A 22,357-nucleotide genomic window follows, 5' to 3' on the forward strand; every position below is an offset into this window, starting at 1 on the left:
GTCGTACGGTCCAACGGCTCGGGGGGACGCTCCATGGCACATGTGCTGGTCATCGGCGGAGGTGTCGCGGGGGCCGCCACCGCGCTGCTCGCGGCGCGGCACGGACACACGGCGGAGGTCTTCGAGCGCGATACGCGGGCCCCTGGCACGGCGCTCGACCGTGACTTCTTCGGCTGGCGCCGGCCGACGGTACCGCAGGCGGCCCAGCCGCACGTGCTGCTCGGGGCCGCCCGCAACGTGCTGCGCGGCGATCTGCCCGACGTCCACGAGGAGATGCTCCGGCTCGGCGCCCGCGAACGGCACGAGCTGGACTGGTTCGACGTACGGCCGCCCGCGCGACCGGGCGACGAGGACCTCGTGATGCTCCAGGCCCGGCGCATCGTGCTGGAGAGCGCGCTGGCCACGGCGCTGCGCGCGGAACCGGGGGTCGTCGTCCGGTACGGGGAGCCGGTCACCGGGCTGATCACGGCCCCGAGGCCGTCCGAGGGCGTCGGGATCCAGGTGACGGGAGTGACCACCGAGATCGGAAGTTACCCGGGGGACCTCGTCGTGGACGCCGGCGGGCGGCGCGGTGGCACCGAGCGCAGGCTGGCCGAGGCGGGCTGCCGGCCGCCCGTCGTGGAACGGCACCGCACCGGGCTCGCGTACTTCTGCCGCTGGTACCGGCTGCCCGCGGGCAGGGACGAGGGGCCGCGCCGGCCGTGGGCGGTGACCGGCGGTCCCTTCGCCGGTTGCGCCGTCTTCCCGGCCGACAACCGGATGTTCGCCGTGACGCTGTTCGTGCACACCGCCGACTCCACGCGCGCGGCGCTGCGCGACCCCGCCGTCTTCGAGGCGGCGGCGCGCGCCTTCCCGCCCGGCGCGGCCTGGTTGGGACTGGGCGCCGAGCCGCTGTCGGGCGTCCTGGCCACGGCGGGCCTGGACAACCGGTGGAGCGCGCTGGTCGACGAGGCGGGCCCGGTGGTGACCGGGCTGGTGCCGGTCGGGGACTCGATCACGCACACCAATCCGACCCTGGGGCAGGGCACCTCGCTCGCGCTGTGGGCCGCGCGCAGGGTGGCCCGTACGGCGCATCAGGACCCGGGATCGGCGCGGTACGCCGCCGATCACCACGCCTGGGCGGAGGGCACCCTGAAACCGTGGTTCGACTTCCAGGTCGTCGCGGACGCGGCCATCGGGGAGCGCTTCGCGACCCGGGCGGTGCGCGGCGGGACGGCGCGCGAGGTGTCCGCGCTGTTCGACTGCGCGCTGGAGGACCCGGAGGTGATGCGGGCGCGGGCGAGGGTCCGGCACTTGGCGGAGCCGCCGGGGCGGGCGTACGCGGATCCGGAGATCCGTGCCAGGGTGGCCCGCTGGCTGGCGGCTCGGCCGCACTACGCGCCGAACGCGTCGGGGCCGGACCGGGAGGAGTGGGAGAAGCTGACGGCGGGCTGAGCCGAGGGGGAGGCGGCCCGGTGGTGATGGCGCGGTGGCAGCTTGGTGGTGGTGGCGGCTCGGCGGTGGTCGGTCGCTCAGCCGGGGGAGCCGTCGGCATCGGCGGCGCCGGCGGTGGGGCCGAGCACCTCGGCGAGGTCGTAGCCGACGACCTCCTCCAACTGGGCGTAGGTGCAGCTCCCGGGCGTCCGGTCGGTCCGCCAGCGGTGGAACTGGGCGGTGTGCCGGAAGCGGTCGCCCTCCATGTGGTCGTACTTCACCTCGACGACCCGCTCGGGTCGCAGCGGAACCCAGGAGAGGTCCTTCTTGCCGGTCCAGCGGCTCTGCGCACCGGGTAGCCGGGCACTCTCGTGGGCGGACTCCTCGGCCCAGGCGGCCCACGGGTGGCCGGTCGGATCAGGCATCCGAAGGGGTTCGAGTTCCTCCACCAGCTCGGCGCGGCGCTTCATGGGGAAGGCGGCGCACACGCCCACGTGCTGGAGGGTGCCGTGGACGTCGTACAGGCCGAGCAGCAGTGATCCGACAATCGGACCGCTCTTGTGGAAACGGAAACCTGCGACGACGACGTCGGCGGTACGTTCGTGTTTGACCTTGAACATGAGGCGGGCATCGGGCCGGTAGGGGAGATCGAGGGGTTTGGCGATCACCCCGTCGAGCCCGGCGCCCTCGAACCGCTCGAACCACTCCTGCGCGAGCGCGGGATCCGTGGTCGCGGGCGCGAGATGCACGGGGGGCCGAGCGGTGGAGAGGGAACGGACGAGGGCGGCACGGCGGTCGGCGAGCGGGGTGTCGAGCAGCGCGTCGTCGCCGAGGGCGAGCAGGTCGAAGGCGACGAAGCTGGCGGGCGTCGTCTCGGCCAGCAGGGCGACGCGGGACTGTGCGGGATGGATCCGCTCGGTCAGCCGGTCGAAATCGAGGCGCCCGCCATGAACGATGACGATCTCGCCGTCCATCACGCAACGAGCGGGCAAGTTGCTCTTGAGAGCCGTGACCAGCTCGGGAAAATACCTGGTCAGGGACTTGCCGGTGCGGCTGCCGAGCTCGATCTCATCGCCGTCGCGATGCACGATGGCCCGGAAGCCGTCCCACTTGGCCTCGTACTGCATCCCCGGTGGGATCTTCGAGACGGACTTGGCGAGCATCGGTTTCACGGGCGGCATCACTGGCAGATCCATGCCTTCGATTCTGCGGTGGTACGTCCGGACCTGCCCGGTATGCGGGCATGGCCGGGCCCGCCTACCGTGGCGCACATGGGTGCTGCCGGTAATGCGATCGAGCTGGACGCGGGCGGGCGGACGGTACGGCTGTCCAGCCCGGACAAGGTGTACTTCCCGGAGCGCGGCCTCACCAAGAGGCACGTGGCCGAGTACTACCTGGCGGTCGCGCCCGGCATCACGCGCGCCCTGCGCGACCGGCCCACGACCCTGGAACGCTTCCCGGACGGGGTGGAGGGCGAGTCCTTCTTCCAGAAACGGGCACCCAAGAACCTCCCCGACTGGATCCCCACCGCCCACATCGCCTTCCCCAGCGGCCGCACGGCCGACGAGATCTGCCCGACCGAACCGGCCGCCGTGCTGTGGGCCGCCAACCTGGGGTGCCTCACCTTCCATCCCTGGCCGGTGCGGCGCGAGGACACCGACCGTCCCGACGAGCTCCGGATCGACCTGGACCCGCAGCCTGGCACCGACTACCACCATGCGGTGGCCGCCGCGCATGAACTGCGGGCCCTACTGGAGGAGCTGGGGCTGCGCGGCTGGCCCAAGACCTCGGGCGGCCGCGGACTGCACGTCTTCGTGCCGATCGAGCCGCGCTGGACCTTCACCGAGGTCCGGCGGTGCGCCATCGCCCTCGGCCGAGAACTGGAACGCCGCATGCCGGGCAAGGTCACGACGGCCTGGTGGAAGGAGGAGCGCGGCGAGCGAATCTTCGTTGACTACAACCAGACGGCACGCGACCGCACGATCGCCTCCGCCTACTCCGTCCGCCCCCGCCCGCACGCCCCGGTATCGGCGCCGCTGCGCTGGGACGAGGTGGACGACGCGGAGCCGCGCGACTTCGACATCGTGACGATGCCGGCCCGCTTCGCCGAACTGGGCGATCTGCACGCCGACATGGACGAGCACGCCTTCGCCCTGGACGCCGTACTGGAACTCGCGGCCCGCGACGAACACGAGCACGGCTTGGGGGACATGCCCTACCCCCCGGACTACCCGAAGATGCCGGGCGAGCCCAAGCGCGTCCAGCCCAGCCGGGCGAAGCACGAGGACTGACGGGCGCCGGGAGCTACGTGGCGGCCCCTTGCCCGAGGAAGGGGGCCGGGTCGGCCGGCTCAGCTGCCTTTCGCCCGCGGGGTGGCGACGAGGCGCTGATCGACGAGGTGCCCGGGCTCGGCGGGACCGACGGAGCGCTGCCCCGTACACGCCTATGTCGGCGACGCGGACCCGCACATCACACCCGAGGCCATGGCGACCTGGGGCGGACATCGCTCCCAAGGGCTTCGAGCTCACCGTCCTTCCCGGCCGCCACTTCTACCTGGTCGAGCACCGGGCCGGGCGTTGGCCGCGGCCCGCAAGGTGGTCTTCCACCGGCCGGTCCACACCCGGATTCACCGTGCGGCACGTGGTCCGGGTGGACCGGCTGGTCGGACCCAACGCCTTTCCCCCGGCGAGAGTTGCGTGGCCGGTGAGCTGATCGCCACCGCCGCTTCGTGCGAGACGCGCTTCGGCGCGCCGCCGTCCCGGCGGCCGTTGATGCCCACCGGCGGCTCCACCCCTCCGGGCTCCGCCTGACTCCCCCGGATCCCTCCGGCAGTCACGCCCCGTACAGGCTTGTACGGGGCGTTCGCTTGCCCGAGGACACCGAGAGTGACGGGGGGCGGTCGGGTGAACCCCGGTAGCAGCCACCGCCCATATGGTGGCTAACCGGAGCTCTATACCACGGAGTTGTTACCGCTACCGGCAGGTGCCGCTGGTCAAAACCTGACACCGCCACGGGGTCGCTCCGGCAGGGGCTTTGGCATGAACGCCGATCCAAGAGGAGCCGGTCTCCCATGGCACACCCCCGTGCGGACCCCAGGGTGATCGAGGCCAACGAGGAGAACCGGAACCTGGGCGCCGACCCGAAATCCGCGTCGGCAGACGGTTCATACCCCCACAGACTGACGGCGCGGCCCATGGCAACCGGCGAGCGGATGGATGGTGTCCCGTCAGGTGGAGTGGGGGATCAAGACACGGGAATCCGCAGGCCAGGGAGCGCAACTGCGTCTGATGGGGCATCCAACTCATTTTACCGGCGTGCCCCTCGGGCTGCCACCTCCGCGCAGATCACCACGGGCCTCGAACCGGAATGGGTAAGGCCTGATCCCCTACACCAGGTCGTGGGACACGACCAGCGGATGCTGTGTACGCAACATGCTCGAAGCCAACCCCGATCACTTTGGCAAGTAGTGGACAGCGACCCGTTGGTCGCAGACGAGCCTACGTAGCGTGGTTTGTGTTCATCGGACATGTAGTCCATGGCGGGGGAATGCGGTGACGGGGATCGCCATGACAGGCGCCAGTCGACAACACACCGTGATCGTGGGAATCGCACCTCAGGCTGACAGCCGAGGCCCCGATCCGGACGGTCCAAGCGAGCGTGGTGTGACAGCAGTCGGGAACGTGGCTGCCACTGGGCGCCCTGACACGGAGGAGTAGAAGTGGCTACCGAGAAGAACGACATCGTCGGAGCCCTTAGGCAGTCGCTCAAGGAGACCGAGCGTCTCCGGCGACAGAACCAACAACTTCTGGACCGAGCGAGCGAGCCACTGGCCATCGTCGGAATGGGCTGCCGGTTTCCGGGTGGTGTGACATCTCCGGAGGAGCTGTGGCAGCTCCTGGCCGAGAAGCGCATCGGGACCTCGGAGTTCCCGACCGACCGCGGCTGGGACCTGGAGCGGCTCTACGACCCGGACCCCGATCATCCGGGTACGTCGTACACACGGCACGGCGGATTCCTGGACCGTGCCGGCGACTTCGACGCGGAGTTCTTCGGGATCAGTCCGCGTGAGGCGCTGGCGATGGACCCCCAGCAGCGGCTGCTGCTGGAGACCGCGTGGGAGGCGTTCGAGGACGCGGGCATCGACCCGACGTCGCTGCGCGGCAGCGACACCGGCGTCTTCACCGGCGTGATGTTCCAGGACTACGGGTTCGTCGCGGGGATGAGCGAGCGGAGCGCCGAGATCGAGGGCTACCTCCCGACCGCCGCCGCGGGCAGCGTCGCCTCGGGGCGGATCAGCTACACCCTCGGGTTCGAGGGCCCCGCCGTGTCGGTGGACACCGCGTGCTCGTCCTCGCTCGTCGCGGTGGACATGGCCATCAAGTCCCTGCGGGGCAAGGAGTGCTCGCTGGCGCTGGTCGGCGGCGTGACCGTGCTCCCGAGGCCGAACAACTTCGTGGAGTTCAGCAGGCAGCGGGCCCTGTCGCCCGACGGCCGGTGCAGGGCGTACGCGGCCGCCGCCAACGGCGTGGCGTGGGCCGAGGGCGCGGGGCTGCTCGTGGTGGAGCGCCTGTCGGACGCGCGCCGCAACGGCCACCGGATCCTGGGCCTGATACGCGGCAGTGCGGTCAACCAGGACGGTGCGAGCAACGGCCTGACCGCCCCCAACGGACCCTCGCAGGAGCGGGTGATCCGCCAGGCGCTGGCCAACGCGGGGCTGAGCCCGGCCGACGTGGATGCCGTCGAGGGCCACGGGACGGGTACGACGCTCGGCGACCCGATCGAGGCGGAAGCCCTGCTGGCGACCTACGGCCGCGAGCGGACCAACGGCCCGCTGAAGCTCGGGTCGATCAAGTCGAACTTCGGACACACCATGGCGGCCGCAGGCGCGGCCGGTGTGATCAAGATGGTGCTGGCGCTACAGCACAAGATGCTGCCGGCGACCCTGCATGTGGATGCCCCGTCCCCGCACGTCGACTGGGAGTCCGGCGAGGTCGAGCTGCTGACCGAGGCGCAGGAATGGCCCGCTTCGCAGGACCGGCCGCGACGCGCAGCAGTGTCGTCCTTCGGGATCAGTGGCACGAACGTCCACGTCATCCTGGAAGAGGCACCTGCCGAGGAGCCTGCGACAGCCGAGGCCGAGGTTGAAGTCCAACCGCCTGCGGTGGTACCGGTGTTGCTCTCGGCCCGGAGCGAGGCGGCCCTGCGGGAGCAGGCCGACCGCCTGCGCGCGTACATGATCGCTCAGCCGGACGTGTCCGTCCTGGACATCGGCTTCTCGTCGGTGACCACGCGGGCGCAGCTGGAGCGGCGTGCCGCGGTGGTGGCCACGGATCGTGGCGCACTGCTGGCCGGTCTGGGCGCACTGTCCGTGGCAGACCCCGCAGCCCATGTCTTCGAGGGCCGCCCGGTCACTGGCAAGACGGTGTTCGTCTTCCCGGGTCAGGGTTCGCAGTGGGTGGGCATGGCCGTGGAGCTCCTGGAGTCTTCGCCGGTCTTCGCCGAGGAGATCGCGGCATGCGGTGAGGCGCTCTCGGAGTTCGTCGACTGGCGTCTTGAGGATGTTCTGCGGGGTGCGGAGGGCGCGCCTTCGTTGGAGCGGGTCGATGTGGTCCAGCCCGCTCTGTGGGCGGTGATGGTGTCACTGGCCGCGCTCTGGCGTTCGCATGGTGTGGAGCCTTCGGCGGTGGTGGGTCACTCGCAGGGTGAGATCGCTGCCGCATGTGTCGCCGGTGGCCTCTCTCTCACCGACGGGGCCCGGATCGTGGCCCTGCGCAGCCGGCTGGTCCTGGAGGAGCTGGCCGGTCGCGGTGGCATGGTTTCGGTGGCACTGCCGGTGGACCAGGTCGAGGACCTTTTGCAGGCGTATGAGGGCCGGGTGTCCGTTGCCGCGGTGAACGGCCCTGCCTCTGTGGTGATCGCGGGGGAGCCCGGGGCGCTGGATGAGCTCATTGCGTTGTGTGAGCGTGATGAGGTGCGGGCTCGTCGGATCGCGGTGGACTACGCCTCGCACACGGTGCACGTCGAGTCCATCGAGGCCGAACTGTTGAAGGTCCTGGCGCCGGTCGAGCCGGTCTCCGGGCAGATTCCGTTCTATTCCACGGTCACCGGCGGGTTCATCGACACGAAGTCTCTTGACGCTGCCTACTGGTACAGCAATCTGCGTGGCCGGGTCGGCTTCGAGCCCGCGATCCGTGCGCTGATCGACAGCGGTGTGAATTGCTTCGTCGAGGTTTCCCCGCACCCGGTCCTCACGATGGCCGTCGAAGGAACGATCACGGCTCATGGCGCCGAGGACCGTGTCGGTGTCGTTGGTTCCCTGCGGCGTGACGAAGGTGGTCTGGGACGGTTCACGCTCTCGCTGGCCGAAGCGCACGTCACCGGCGTGAGCGTGAAGTGGCCCACCCTGTTCGACGGTGCCGGCGCCAAGCGGGTCTCACTGCCGACCTACGCCTTCCAGCACGAGCGGTACTGGCTGACTCCCCGTGCGGGGGCTGCGGACGCTGCTGCTGCCGGCCTCGGCACGGTCGCACACCCGGTCCTGGCCGCGAGCGTGCAACTCGCCGGCCGCGACGAGTGGGTGTTCACCGGGCGGCTTTCGCAGGACGCACAGCCTTGGACCCGTGACCACATGGTGTTCGGGCTGGTGATGGTGCCGGGTACGGCATTGGTCGAGATGGCATTGACGGCCGGGCGTGAAGTGGATTGCCCCGTGCTCGACGAGCTGGTGCTCGAGGCGCCGCTGGTCCTGGAAGAGGACATCGCCCGGCAGGTTCAGGTCGCGGTCGGTCCGGCGGGAGAGGACGGGCGCCGTGAGGTCGCGATCTACTCGCGCCTCGAAACCGCGGACGAGGCGGACAGTGTGCCCGAGGCGACGTGCCACGGACGCGGTTGGCTGGCCACGGACGTCGAGCCTTCGCAGCCGTTCCCGCTCCAGTGGCCCCCGGCCGGCGCCGAATCCGTACCGGTCGAAACGCTCTACGCGCGGCTGGCCGACATCGGACTCGACTACGGTCCGCTGTTCCAGGGCGTGCGGGCAGCATGGCGATCCGGCGGTGAGGTCTACGCCGAGGTGTCCCTGGACGACAACGCCGGAGCCGGAGAGTTCGGTATCCACCCCGCGTTGTTCGACGCCGCGCTCCACGGCTCGATGCTCTCCAAGGAGACGGGGTCCCCGGTGGACCTGCCCTTCTCGTGGTCGGGCGTCCGGCTCGGGCGGACGGGCCTCACGCAGGTCCGCGTAAGGATCGGCTCGACGGGCGAGTCCGCCCTCCGGATCGACGTCGTCGACGACACCGGCGCCACCGTTGTGGCCGTCAACGCCCTCGCTGTTCGTCCCATGGACCAGGCCCAGCTGGAGAGCGCGCAGCGCACCAAGCAGAACTCGCTGTTCCAGGTCGACTGGACCGCGGTGTCGCCCGGGTCGCCCAAGCCGGTACGGCTGGCGGTCCTGGGTGAACTGGCCGCTTCGGGCGAGCGGTTCGCTGATCTGGGAGCCCTGGAGCAGGCACTCGCCGACGGAGCGGCGGCGCCGGTCGCGGTCCTCGCCGAGGTCGAGGTGCCTCTCGCCGCGAGCGACGCGGCCGAGGCGGCCAGGGGAGTCGCCACGAATGCGCTGGAGCTGGTGCAGCGCTGGCTGGCCAGCGAGTGGCTGCCCGAGTCGCGGCTGGTCGTGGTGACCCGTAACGCCATCGCGGTCGGCAACGAGGCACCGGATGTCGTACAGGCACCGGTCTGGGGTCTGCTGCGCAGTGCGCAGTCCGAGCACCCGGGCCGCATCGTGCTGGTCGACGTCGACGGCAGCAGTGAGCCGGCGTGGGGTCCGCTCCTGGACCTCGACGAGCCGCAACTGGCCGTCCGCGAGGGCCGGTTGCTGGTACCGCGACTGGAGCGTGCCCCCGCGGGGGCGGCCGATGACGCGTGGCGGCTGTCGACCCGGCGCAAGGGCTCGCTGGAGGACCTGGTGATCGTCCCGTCGGACGGCGGACGGGCGCTCGGTGTGGGTGAGGTGCGGATCGGGATACGCGCAGCGGGTGTGAACTTCCGCGACGTACTGATCGCACTCGGGATGTACCCGGGTGACGCGCCGCTGGGCAGCGAGGCGGCGGGCGTCGTCCTCGAAGTCGGCTCGGGCGTCACCGACCTGGCGCCGGGCGACCGGGTGTTCGGCCTGATCCCGGACGCGTTCGGACCGGTGGCGGTGGCGGACCGGCGGACGGTCGTGCCGATGCCGCACTGCCTGTCGTTCGTGGAGGCGGCAGCCGTTCCGGTGGTGTACCTGACCGCGTACTACGGTCTGGTCGATCTTGCCGGACTGCGTGCGGGTGAGCGGCTGCTGGTGCATGCCGCTGCCGGTGGTGTCGGCATGGCGGCGGTGCAGCTGGCCCGGCACTTCGGTGCGGAGCTCTTCGCTACGGCGAGTCAGCCCAAGTGGGACGCGTTGCGGGCCCTCGGCATCCCGGACGAGCGGATCGCTTCCTCGCGTGACCTGGGCTTCCGGGACACCTTCTTGAAGGCGACCGGCGGGGCCGGGGTGGATGTGGTCCTGGACGCGCTGGCGGGTGAGTTCGTGGACGCCACGCTGGAGTTGCTGCCGCGCGGCGGACGGTTCATTGAGATGGGCAAGACCGACATCCGTGACCCGGAAGTCGTGGCTCGCGAGCACGAGGGCGTGCGGTACCGCTCCTACGACCTGCTGGAGGCGGGCCCGGAGCGGATCCAGGAGATGCTGGTCGAGATCACCCGGCTGTTCGAGCAGGGTGTGCTCGTGGCGTCGCCGATCCGCACTTGGGACGTGCGCCGGGGGCAGGACGCGTTCCGTTTCCTGCGCGAGGGCCGCAACATCGGCAAGATCGTGCTGACGGTTCCGGCTCCGCTGGATCCGGAGGGGACGGTGTTGATCACCGGTGGTACGGGTGGTCTGGGCGCGCTGTTCGCCAAGCACCTGGCCGGCCGCCACGGTGCGAAGCGACTGATGCTGGTCAGCAGGAGCGGTCCGGCCGCCGATGGCGTGGACAAGCTGGTCGCGGAGCTGGAAGAGCTGGGCGCTCAGGCCCGGGTCGCCGCCTGCGACGTCACCGACCGGGACCATTTGGCCAAGCTGCTCGGCTCGTTGGAGCACCCGCTCACCGCGGTCATCCACGCGGCGGGTGTGCTGGACGACGGGGTGATCGAATCGCTCACTCCGGAGCAGGTGGCGCGGGTGATGCGTCCGAAGGTCGACGCGGCCTGGAACCTGCACGAGCTCACGGCGGGTATGGAGCTGTCGGCGTTCGTCCTGTTCTCCTCGGCCGCAGCGCAACTCGGCAACCCCGGCCAGGCGAACTACGCGGCGGCCAACGCCGCCCTGGACGCCCTCGCGGCAACGCGGCGCGCGTCGGGGCTGCCCGCCACCTCGCTGGCCTGGGGCCTGTGGGCGGACGCCACCGGAATGACCGGTGAGCTCGACGAGGCCGATCTCGCACGCATGGAGCGGACGGGCATCGGCGCGCTCGCGGCCGACCTCGGTCTCGAACTGTTCGACGAGTCGCTCGGGCTGGACGCGTCACTGCTGGTGCCGATCCAGCTGGACCTGGCCGCACTGCGGGCACAGGCCCGGGCCGGGATGCTGCCGTCGCTGCTGCACGGACTGGTACGCGTACCAGCACGGCGCGCGGAGTCCACGGGCGGGTCGCTGGCCCAGCGGCTGGCCGCAGTGGCACAGGCCGACCGGGAGCCGGTCGTGCTCGACGTGGTCCAGACACAGGTCGCGGCCGTCCTCGGCCACGACTCCGGCGCGGCGATCGAACCGGAACGGGCCTTCAAGGAACTCGGGTTCGACTCGCTGGCCGCGGTCGAGCTGCGCAACCGGCTGGCCCAGGCCACCGGGCTGCGGCTGCCCGCCACCCTCGTCTTCGACCACCCGACACCGATGGCGGTCGCGAGGCTGATCCTCACCGAGGTCGGCGGCGGCGCCGAGGAGCAGTCCTCCTCGCCGTTCGAAGCGGAACTACAGCAGCTCGAAGCGCTGCTGATCACGGTGTCGAGCGACGAAGAGCGGGTCGCCGAGATCGAGCCGCGGCTGCGCTACCTCAGCAATCGGCTGAGGACCGTCCTCAACAGGGCCGGCAGCCAGCCCACCGTCACGGACGACGTGTCCGACGACGACCTCGACGCGGCGTCCGACGACGACATATTTGAACTGATCGACAAGGAGCTCGGGTCGGCATGACCGAAAACGCGGACAACGTGCGGGGCGGATCGATGACCGACGAAGACAAGCTCCGTACCTACCTGCGCAAGGTGACAGGGGAACTGCGCACGGCCAACCGCCGTGCGCGGGAGCTGGAACAGCGCGAGGCGGAACCCCTGGCGATCGTCGGTATGAGCTGCCGGTACCCCGGTGGTGTGACCTCACCGCAGGAACTGTGGGAGCTGGTGGCTTCGGGCCGCGACGCGATGTCGGGGCTGCCGACCGACCGCGGCTGGGACCTGGAGGGGCTGTACGACCCGGACCCCGACCAGATCGGGAAGGTGTACACCCGCTCGGGCGGGTTCATCGACGGCGTCGGCGACTTCGACGCGGAGTTCTTCGGGATCAGCCCCCGCGAGGCACTGGCCATCGACCCCGCCCAGCGGTTGATGCTGGAGGCGGCGTGGGAGGCGTTCGAGGACGCGGGCATCGACCCCACGTCGCTGCGCGGCAGCAACACCGGTGTGTTCACCGGGGCGGTGACCTCGGACTACGGCGGGTCGATGCTCCCGGAGCTGGAAGGGTTCCGTCTGACGGGTACCCAGGGAAGCGTGATCTCGGGCCGGATCGCCTACAGCCTGGGTCTGGAAGGGCCCGCTGTCACGGTGGACACGGCGTGCTCCTCGTCGCTGGTGGCCCTGCACCAGGCGTCGCAGGCGCTGCGTTCGGGCGAGTGCTCGCTGGCGCTGGTCGGTGGCGTGACCGTGCTCGCCGGTCCGTTCCTCTTCGTGGAGTTCAGCAGGCAGCGCGGTCTGGCGCCCGACGGCCGGTGCAAGGCGTACGCGGCGGGCGCCGACGGGACCGGCTTCTCCGACGGTCTCGGCCTGCTCGTGGTGGAGAGGCTGTCGGACGCCCAGCGCCATGGGCACAACGTGCTCGCGGTGGTACGGGGCAGCGCCGTCAACCAGGACGGTGCGAGCAACGGCCTGACCGCCCCCAACGGACCCTCGCAGGAGCGGGTGATCCGCCAGGCGCTGGCCAACGCGGGCCTGAGCACGGCCGAAGTCGACGCGGTGGAGGGCCACGGCACGGGCACGCAGCTGGGTGACCCGATCGAGGCCCGAGCACTGCTGGCCACCTACGGCCGCGAGCGCACCGACGGCCCGCTGAAGCTCGGGTCGATCAAGTCGAACATCGGGCACACCTCGGCGGCCGCAGGTGTCGCGGGTGTGATCAAGATGGTGATGGCGATGCGGCACGACGTGCTGCCCGCCACCCTGCACGTGGATGCCCCGTCCCCGCACGTCGACTGGGAAACGGGCGAGATCGAGCTGCTGACCGAGGCGCAGGAATGGCCCGCTTCGGGACGGCCGCGCCGCGCCGGAGTGTCGTCGTTCGGGATCAGCGGCACGAACGCGCACGTGATCATCGAGGAAGCACCGGTCGAAGCGCCGGTCGAGGACGAGGCGCGGACCGACGGTCCGGCGGGGCAGCCGCTGGGCGCCGTGCCGGTGCTGCTGTCCGGCCGGAGCGAGGCGGCACTGCGGGCCCAGGCCGCGCGTCTGCGGGCGCGGGTGCTCGCGGACCCCGAGCTGTCGTCGGCGGACATCGGCTATTCGCTCGTGGCCTCGCGCGCTCTGCTGGAGCAGCGCGCCACGGTCGTGGCCCCCGACCGCGAGCGGTTGCTCGCCGGTCTTGAGGCCCTCGCAGCCGGAGAGCCGGGTGCCGGCGTGGCCGAAGGCCGCCAGACCGGCGGCAAGACCGCGGCGCTGTTCACGGGACAGGGCGCACAGCGGGCCCGGATGGGCGCGGAACTGGCCGCCTCGTTCCCCCGCTTCGCCGAGGCCCTGGACGAGATATGCACGGAGCTGGACCCCAGGGTCGGGCGGTCGGTGCGGGATCTGCTGACCGCCGAGGAGGGATCCGATGAAGCGGCGCTGCTGAACGCCACCGAGTACACGCAGGTGGCGCTGTTCGCCATCGAGGTGGCGCTGTTCCGGCTCGTCGAATCGCTGGGCATACGGACGGACTACCTGATCGGGCACTCGGTCGGCGAGATCGCTGCCGCGCATGTGGCGGGCGTGCTGTCGCTGACGGACGCCTGTGAGCTGGTGGCGGCGCGCGGCCGGTTGATGGGTGCGCTGCCGGGCGGCGGCGCGATGGTCGCCGTACAGGCCGACGAAGCCGAAGTCACCGCGTCGCTCGCCGGGTTCGACGGCCGGCTGGAGATCGCCGCGGTGAACGGACCGCGTGCGGTGGTGGTGTCGGGTGACGCGGACGCCGCCGAGGAGTGGCTGCCGCAGTGGAAGGACCGCAAGACGACCCGGCTGCGGGTGTCCCACGCGTTCCACTCCCCGCACATGGAACCGATGCTCGACGAGTTCCGGCGGGTGGCGCAGGGGCTGCGGTTCAACGAGCCGCAGATCCCGATCGTGTCGAACGTGACCGGAGAGCTGGTCAGCAGCGAGGTCACCGACCCGGAGTACTGGGTCAAGCACGTACGGCAGGCCGTGCGGTTCGCCGACGGCATCCGGGCCCTGCACACGCTGGGCGTCCGCCGCTTCCTGGAGCTGGGCCCCGACGGTGTGCTGACCGCGATGGCACGCCAGTGCCTCGAGGACGCCACCGACGTGGTGCTGACCGCGGCACTGCGCGCCCGCCACCCCGAGGCCGAGACCTTCGCCGGATTCCTCGGCCAGGCGCACATCGCCGGTGTCGGAGTGGACTGGCCGGCGTTCTACGCGGGCACCGGGGCGGAGCAGGTGGCCCTGCCGACCTACGCGTTCCAGCGCGAGCGGTACTGGCTGGCCCCGAACACCGGGGAGGGGGCAGCGATCGCGGCCGGGCTCGGCCGGATCGACCACCCGCTGCTCGCAGCCGCGGTCTCCGTCGGCGACCGCGACGAGTGGGTCTTCACCGGCCGCCTGTCCACCGACACCCAGCCCTGGGCCGCCGAGCACGTCCTTCTCGGCAACATGGTGGTGCCGGGCACCGGCCTGGTCGAGCTGGCGCTCTCCGCCGGACGGCGGGTCGCGAGCCCGGTCCTCGACGAGCTGGTGCTGGAGGCACCGCTGCTCCTGGAGGACGGCGTCGCACGGCAGCTCCAGGTCACCGTCGGCGAGGCCGACGAGGACGGCCGCCGCGCCGTCGGCATCTACTCGCGCCCCGAGACCGGGGCGCAGGACGCCGAACCGGACGTCACCTGCCACGCACGGGGCACCCTCGCCGCCACGGCCGAACCCACCGAGGCATGGCCCACCACCTGGCCGCCGGAGGGCGCCGAGCCGCTCCCGGTCGACACGCTCTACGCCCAACTGGCCGACCTCGGCTACGACTACGGCCCCGTCTTCCAGGGGGTGCGGGCCGCCTGGCGCGCCGGCGACGAGACCTACGCCGAGGTGGCGCTGCCTGACGGTGCCAACGGCGAGGGCTTCGGGATCCACCCGGCGCTCTTCGACGCGGCGCTGCAGAGTGGTGTCATCCTGCTGACCGACCGCGACGACAGCCGGCACAAGATGCCGTTCAGCTGGTCCGGCGCCCGGCTCCAGCAGCAGGGCGTCTCGCGACTGCGCGTCCGCTCCATCGCGACCAGCGACAACTCCGTACGGCTCGACGCGGTCGACGACTCCGGCGTCCCGGTCGTCTCGGTCGCCTCCGTCGCCGTACGCCCGGTCGAGCAGGCGAAGCTCGAAGGCGCCCAGCGCGGCAGGCAGAACTCGCTGTTCCAGCTCGACTGGACCTCGGTCACGGCCGAGGAGACCACAGGGCCGGAGCGCGTCGCGTACCTCGGTACGGGCGACACCGGCGCCGAGAACCACTACGCGGACCTGGACGCACTGGAGCAGGCGCTCACCGAAGGCGCCGAGGTACCGCAGGCGGTCGTCGCCCCCATCGGGGCGACGAACCCGGCCGTCGCCACGGCGGACGCCGCACGGGCTGCCGCCGCAGACGCACTGGGCCTGGTGCAGCGGTGGCTGGCGAGCGAGCCGCTGGCCGACACCCGACTGGTGGTGGCGACCCGCAACGCCGTCGCGGTGGGCGACGAGTCGCCGGACGTCGCGCAGGCCCCCGTATGGGGTCTGGTCCGCAGCGCCCAGTCCGAGCACCCCGGCCGGTTCGGGCTCATCGACCTCGACGGTCACGAGCCGGACTGGGCAGCGCTGCTCGCCACGGACGAGCCGCAGCTGGCCGTACGGGACGGCAAGGCGCTGGCGCCGCGACTCGGCCGCGCCGACACGGCGCCCCAGAGTGAGGCGCAGCCGCTGAACCCGGACGGGACCGTACTGATCACAGGCGGTACCGGCGGTCTGGGCGCGGTGTTCGCACGGCATCTCGCCGCCTCGCACGGCGCGAAGCGACTGCTCCTGGTGAGCAGGCGCGGTCCGGCCGCCGAGGGCATCGCCGAGCTGGTCGCCGAGCTGGAAGAGCTGGGCGCTCAGGCCCGGGTCGCCGCCTGCGACGTCACCGACCGGAACCAACTGGCCCAACTGCTGGCCTCGTTGGAGCAGCCGCTCACCGCGGTCGTCCACGCGGCGGGCGTACTGGACGACGGTGTCGTCGAGTCGCTGACCGCGGAGCAGGTGAAGCGCGTGATGCGCCCGAAGCTCGACGCGGCACTGCATCTGCACGAGCTCACGGCGGACACGGAACTGGCGGCGTTCGTCCTGTTCTCCTCGGTGGCCGCGCTGATCGGCAGCCCGGGTCAGGCGAACTACGCGGCGGCCAACGCCGCCCTGGACGCCCTCGCGGCAACGCGGCGCGCGGCAGGGCTGCCCGCCACCTCACTGGCCTGGGGCCTGTGGGCCGATGCGCGCGGCATGGCGGGCGAGCTCGCCGAAGCCGACCTCGCGCGGCTCGAGAAGATGGGTGTCGGCGCGCTCTCCACCGAGCTCGGGCTGGACCTGTTCGACCAGGCCCTTGGCCTCGACGCGGCGCTGCTGGCGCCCGTGCGGCTGGACCTGGCCGCGCTGCGGGTGCAGGCCCGCGCGGGGCTGCTGCCGACGCTGCTGCGCGGACTGGTCCGCGTACCGGCACGACGTGCCGGGGCGAGCGGGTCGCTGGCCCAGCGGCTGGCCGCAGTGGCGGAGGCCGACCGGGAACGCGTCGTACTCGAACTGGTGCAGGCGCAGGTCGCGGCCGTCCTCGGCCACGCCTCCGCCGGCGCGGTCGCTACCGAACGGACCTTCAAGGACCTCGGCTTCGACTCGCTCAGTGCGGTCGAGCTGCGCAACCGGCTGAACCAGGCCACCGGTGTGCGGCTGCCCGCCACCCTGGTCTTCGACCACCCGAGCCCGGTGGCCGTTGCCCGGCTGATCCTCACCGAGGTCGGCGCGGTCGCCGAGGCTCCGAGCCCCGCGAAGCGGTCGCGGCGCCGAGTGGTGACCGACGAGCCGTTGGCGATCGTGGGTATGAGCTGTCGGTACCCCGGGGGTGTGACGTCGCCGGAGGAGCTGTGGGAGTTGGTGGCTTCGGGCCGCGATGCGGTGTCGGGGCTGCCGACCGACCGCGGCTGGGACGTCGAGGGGCTGTACGACCCGGACCCCGACCAGATCGGGAAGGTGTACACGCGGGGCGGTGGATTCCTTGACCGGCCGGGAGACTTCGACGCGGAGTTCTTCGGGATCAGTCCGCGTGAGGCGCTGGCGATGGACCCCCAGCAGCGGCTGCTGCTGGAGGCTTCGTGGGAGGCGCTCGAGGACGCGGGCATCGACCCCACCTCGGTACGCGGCAGCGACACCGGCGTCTTCACCGGCGTGGTGACCACGGACTACGGCGGCGGGTCGCAGCCGGAGCTGGAGGGGTACCGCCTCACCGGTACGACCACCAGCGTGGCGTCGGGCCGGATCTCCTACACGCTGGGCCTTGAGGGCCCCGCGATGTCGGTGGACACGGCGTGCTCCTCGTCGCTGGTGGCCCTGCACCTGGCATCGCAGGCGCTGCGCGCCGGCGAGTGCTCGCTGGCGCTGGCCGGTGGTGTGACGGTGATGGCGGGGCCGTACCTGCTGACGGAATTCAGCAGGCAGCGCGCACTGTCGCCCGACGGCCGGTGCAAGGCGTACGCGGCGGCCGCCGACGGGACCGGCTTCTCCGACGGCCTGGGCGTCCTCGTCCTGGAGCGCCTGTCGGACGCGCGCCGCAACGGTCACCATGTGCTCGCGGTGGTGCGGGGCAGCGCGGTCAACCAGGACGGTGCGAGCAACGGCCTGACGGCCCCCAACGGTCCGTCGCAGGAGCGGGTGATCCGCCAGGCCCTGGAGAACACCGGCCTGAGCCCGGCCGATGTGGACGCGGTGGAAGGCCATGGCACCGGTACGAAGCTGGGTGACCCGATCGAGGCTCAGGCGCTGTTGGCGACCTACGGCCGCGAGCGGAGCCATGGTCCCCTCAAGCTCGGGTCGATCAAGTCGAACATCGGACACTCTTCGGCGGCCGCCGGTGTGGCCGGTGTGATCAAGATGGTGATGGCGATGCGGCACGGCGTGCTGCCCGCCACCCTGCACGTGGATGCCCCGTCCCCGCACGTCGACTGGGAGTCCGGCGAGGTCGAGCTGTTGACCGAGGCGCAGGAATGGCCCGCTTCGCAGGACCGGCCGCGACGCGCGGCGGTGTCGTCGTTCGGTGTGAGCGGCACGAATGCGCACGTGATCCTGGAGGAAGCACCGGCCCAGCAGCTGACCGAAGTTGAGGCTCAACCGCCGTCGGTGGTACCGGTGTTGCTCTCGGCCCGGAGCGAGGCTGCATTGCGGGAGCAGGCCGACCGCCTGCGGGCGCATCTGGTCTCGCGGCCGGAAGTGTCGCTGCTGGACGTCGGCTTCTCGTCGGTGACCACGCGGGCGCAGCTGGAGCGCCGTGCCACGGTGGTGGCCACGGACCGCGACGAACTGCTCGCCGGCCTCGGGGCATTGGCAGTGGCCGGACCTGCGGAGAACGTCCTTGAGGGCGACGTGTTCGGTGGCAAGACGGTGTTCGTCTTCCCGGGTCAGGGTTCGCAGTGGGTGGGCATGGCCGTAGAGCTCTTGGAGTCCTCGCCGGTCTTCGCCGAGGAGATCGCGGCATGCGGCGGGGCGCTCTCGGAGTTCGTCGACTGGCGTCTTGAGGATGTTCTGCGGGGGGCGGAGGGTGCGCCTTCGTTGGAGCGGGTCGATGTGGTCCAGCCCGCTCTGTGGGCGGTGATGGTGTCACTGGCCGCGCTCTGGCGTTCGCGCGGTGTCGAGCCTTCGGCGGTGGTGGGTCACTCGCAGGGTGAGATCGCTGCCGCATGTGTCGCCGGTGGCCTCTCTCTCACCGACGGGGCCCGGATCGTGGCCCTGCGCAGCCGGCTGGTCCTGGAGGAGCTGGCCGGTCGCGGTGGCATGGTTTCGGTGGCACTGCCGGTGGACCAGGTCGAGGACCTTTTGCAGGCGTATGAGGGCCGGGTGTCCGTTGCCGCGGTGAATGGCCCTGCCTCTGTGGTGATCGCGGGGGAGCCCGGGGCGCTGGATGAGCTCATTGCGTTGTGTGAGCGTGATGAGGTGCGGGCTCGTCGGATCGCGGTGGACTACGCCTCGCATTCGGTGCATGTCGAGTCCATCGAGGCCGAGTTGTTGAAGGTCCTGGCGCCGGTCGAGCCGGTCTCCGGGCAGATTCCGTTCTATTCGACCGTTACCGGCGGGTTCATCGATACGAAGTCTCTTGATGCTGCCTACTGGTACAGCAATCTGCGTGGCCGGGTCGGCTTCGAGCCTGCGATCCGTGCGCTGATCGACAGCGGTGTGAATTGCTTCGTCGAGGTTTCCCCGCACCCGGTCCTCACGATGGCTGTCGAAGGAACGATCACGGCTCATGGCGCCGAGGACCGTGTTGGTGTCGTTGGGTCTCTGCGGCGTGACGAAGGTGGTCTGGGACGGTTCACGCTCTCGCTGGCCGAAGCGCATGTCACCGGCGTGAGCGTGAAGTGGCCCACCTTGTTCGACGGTGCCGGTGCCAAGCGGGTCCCGCTGCCGACGTACGCCTTCCAGCGCGAGCGGTATTGGCTGACTCCGAGTGCGGGGGCTGCGGACGCTGCTGCTGCCGGTCTCGGCACGGTCGCGCATCCGGTTCTGGCCGCGAGCGTGCAACTCGCCGGCCGTGACGAGTGGGTGTTCACCGGCCGGTTGTCCATCGAGTCGCAGCCCTGGACCCGCGACCACATGGTGTTCGGGCTGGTGCTGGTGCCGGGTACGGCATTGGTCGAGATGGCATTGACGGCGGGGCGTGAAGTGGATTGCCCCGTGCTGGACGAGTTGGTGCTCGAGGCGCCACTGGTCCTGGAGGAGGACGTCGCCCGGCAGGTTCAGGTCGCGGTCGGTCCGGCCGGAGAGGACGGGCGCCGCGAGGTGACCGTGTTCTCCCGCCCGGAGTCCGGCGGCGACGAGCAGCAGGAAGCGACGTGCCACGCCCGTGGCTGGCTGACTGCGGACGCCGAGCCCTCGGAGCCGTTCCCGCTCCAGTGGCCCCCGGCCGGCGCCGAACCCGTCCCGGTAGAAACGCTCTACGAGCGTGTGAACGACCACGCACACCTGACCGACCTCGGCTTCGACTACGGCCCCGCCTTCAGGGCCGTCCAGGAAGCATGGCGCCTCGGTGACGACGTCTACACCGAGCTGGAGCTGCCCGACGTCGCCGGTTCCGCCCAAGGTTTCGGGCTGCACCCCGCGCTGTTCGACTCCGCGCTGCACGGTGGGCTCGGCATGCTCGGTGGGGACGCCAACGCTTCGGGCGGGCTGCCGTTCTCCTGGTCCCGAGTGCGGCTGGACGAGGTCGGCCGCACCCGGCTGCGGGTGCGGATCGGTCTGGCGGACGAGTCCGCGCTGCGGCTCGACATTGCCGGTACGGACGGTCAGCTGATCGCGAGTGTGGAACGGCTCGACGTCCGTCCGGTGGAGCAGGCGCAGCTCGAGGCCGCCCGGCAGGGAGGTCAGCGTCCGCTGTACGAGGTCGACTGGGCCGCGGTACGGGCCGGGTCGCCCAAGCCGGTACGGCTGGCGGTCCTGGGTGAACTGGACGCTTCGGGCGACCGGTTCGCTGATCTGGACGCCCTGGAGCAGGCACTCGCCGACGGAGCGGCAGCGCCCGAGGTGGTCGTCACCGCGATCGCGGCACCTGCCGCGACGGGCGACGTGGCCGAGGCGGCCAGGGCGGTCGCCACGAGCACGCTGGAGCTGGTGCAGCGCTGGCTGGCGAGCAAGTGGCTGCCCGAGTCGCGGCTGATCGTCGTGACCCGTAACGCCATCGCGGTCGGCAACGAGGCACCGGATGTCGTACAGGCACCGGTCTGGGGTCTGCTGCGCAGCGCCCAGACCGAGCACCCGGGCCGCATCGTGCTGGTCGATGCCGACGGCAACGGTGACCCGGACTGGAGCTCGCTCCTGGACCTCGACGAGCCGCAACTGGCCGTACGTGAGGGCCGGTTGACAGCACCGCGGCTCGTACGCGCTACCGCGGAGCCGTCGGACGAGGCGCCGTCACTGGATCCGGAGGGGACGGTGCTGATCACCGGTGGTACGGGTGGTCTGGGCGCGCTGTTCGCCAAGCACCTGGCCGGCCGCCACGGTGCGAAGCGACTGCTCCTGGTGAGCAGGCGCGGTCCGGCCGCCGAGGGCATCGCCGAGCTGGTCGCCGAGCTGGAAGAGCTGGGCGCTCAGGCCCGGGTCGCCGCCTGCGACGTCACCGACCGAGACCAACTGGCGCAACTGCTCGGCTCGTTGGAGCAGCCGCTCACCGCGGTGATCCACGCGGCCGGTGTGATGGACGACGGTGTCGTCGAGTCGCTGACCGCGGAGCAGATGGAGCGGGTGATGCGCCCGAAGGCCGATGCGGCACTGCATCTGCACGAGCTCACGGCGGACACGGAACTGTCGGCGTTCGTCCTGTTCTCCTCGGTGGCCCCGCTGATCGGCAGCCCAGGGCAGGCGAACTACGCGGCGGCCAATGCCACCTTGGACGCGCTCGCGGCAACGCGGCGCGCGGCAGGGCTGCCGGCGCACTCCCTCGCCTGGGGCCTGTGGGCGGACGCGACCGGTATGACCGGCGAGCTCGACGAGACCGACCACGCGCGGCTCGAGCAGATGGGTAGCCGCGTACTTCCGACCGAGCTCGGGCTGGACCTGTTCGACCAGGCCCTTCGCCTCGACGCGGCGCTGCTGGCGCCCGTCGGGCTGGACCTGGCCGCGCTGCGGGTCCAAGCCCGTGCGGGACTGCTGCCTTCGCTGCTGCGCGGGCTGGTCCGGGCACCGGCACGGCGCGTCGAGTCCACGGGCGGGTCGCTGGCCCAGCGGCTGGCCGCAGTGGCGGAGGCCGACCGGGAACGCGTCGTGCTCGAACTGGTGCAGGCGCAGGTCGCGGCCGTCCTCGGCCACGACTCCGGTGCTGCGATCGAACCGGAACGGCCTTTCAAGGACCTCGGGTTCGACTCGATCGGCGCCGTTGGACTGCGCAACCGGCTGACCCAGGCCACCGGGCTCAGGTTGCCCGCGACCATGGTCTTCGACCATCCGACACCGCTGGCCGTTGCCCAGCTGCTCCTTTCCGAGATCGGCGGCACCGTCGCGGAACCGCTCATCGACCAGGAACTGAAGAAGCTCGAAGGCATGCTCGCCGCGATCACCGCCAGTGAGCAGGAGCGCGTGGCGGGCCAGCTCCGCGCCCTCCTGTCCAGCATCACCGACGGAGGAGAGAGCACCAGCGAGCTGATCGAAGCGGCCACCACGGCTGACGAGGTCTTCCAGTTGATCGACGCCCAGTTCGGCGAGGCATGAC

General features: G+C 71.3%; 5 protein-coding genes. 4 read left to right on the top strand and 1 reads right to left on the bottom strand.

From position 1 onward, the window contains the following. The first annotated feature begins 33 nt into the window (after positions 1–33). Positions 34–1,434, top strand: a complete 1,401-nt coding sequence (locus OG594_RS35175; RefSeq protein ID WP_266606425.1) for an FAD-dependent oxidoreductase — start codon at positions 34–36, stop codon at positions 1,432–1,434. Positions 1,435–1,511: 77 nt separating this feature from the next. On the opposite strand, the gene OG594_RS35180 is transcribed toward OG594_RS35175, so the two are convergent. Beyond that, positions 1,512–2,609, bottom strand: coding sequence for an ATP-dependent DNA ligase (locus OG594_RS35180; protein WP_266606426.1), 1,098 nt, complete (start codon positions 2,607–2,609; stop codon positions 1,512–1,514). Between the two features lie 75 nt (positions 2,610–2,684). Between OG594_RS35180 and ligD the strand changes: the two genes are divergently transcribed. The 3 genes from ligD to OG594_RS35195 all read left to right on the top strand — a co-directional run bounded on the left by ligD (position 2,685) and on the right by OG594_RS35195 (position 22,356). Continuing rightward, complete coding sequence (gene ligD, locus OG594_RS35185) at positions 2,685–3,704, top strand: non-homologous end-joining DNA ligase (protein WP_030016235.1); 1,020 nt, start codon at positions 2,685–2,687, stop codon at positions 3,702–3,704. A 1,427-nt stretch (positions 3,705–5,131) separates the two neighbouring features. Then, positions 5,132–11,620 carry a type I polyketide synthase gene (locus OG594_RS35190; RefSeq protein WP_266606427.1) on the top strand — a complete coding sequence of 2,163 codons (6,489 nt, stop codon included), beginning with the start codon at positions 5,132–5,134 and terminating at the stop codon, positions 11,618–11,620. After that, on the top strand, positions 11,617–22,356 hold the full coding sequence (locus OG594_RS35195) for a type I polyketide synthase (RefSeq protein ID WP_266606428.1): 10,740 nt from the start codon (positions 11,617–11,619) through the stop codon (positions 22,354–22,356). Before OG594_RS35190 ends, OG594_RS35195 begins: the two co-directional genes overlap by 4 nt. The last annotated feature ends 1 nt before the right edge of the window (position 22,357 follow it).

It is taken from the genome of Streptomyces sp. NBC_01214, from assembly GCF_026340975.1.
Classification (GTDB): domain Bacteria; phylum Actinomycetota; class Actinomycetes; order Streptomycetales; family Streptomycetaceae; genus Streptomyces.

Excerpts from the sequence above, each read along its gene's own strand:
- OG594_RS35175 (WP_266606425.1), top strand. The coding sequence starts at position 34 with ATGGCACATGTGCTGGTCATCGGCGGAGGTGTCGCGGGGGCCGCCACC.
- ligD (WP_030016235.1), top strand. The coding sequence starts at position 2,685 with ATGGGTGCTGCCGGTAATGCGATCGAGCTGGACGCGGGCGGGCGGACG.
- OG594_RS35180 (WP_266606426.1), bottom strand. The coding sequence starts at position 2,609 with ATGGATCTGCCAGTGATGCCGCCCGTGAAACCGATGCTCGCCAAGTCC.
- OG594_RS35195 (WP_266606428.1), top strand. The coding sequence starts at position 11,617 with ATGACCGAAAACGCGGACAACGTGCGGGGCGGATCGATGACCGACGAA.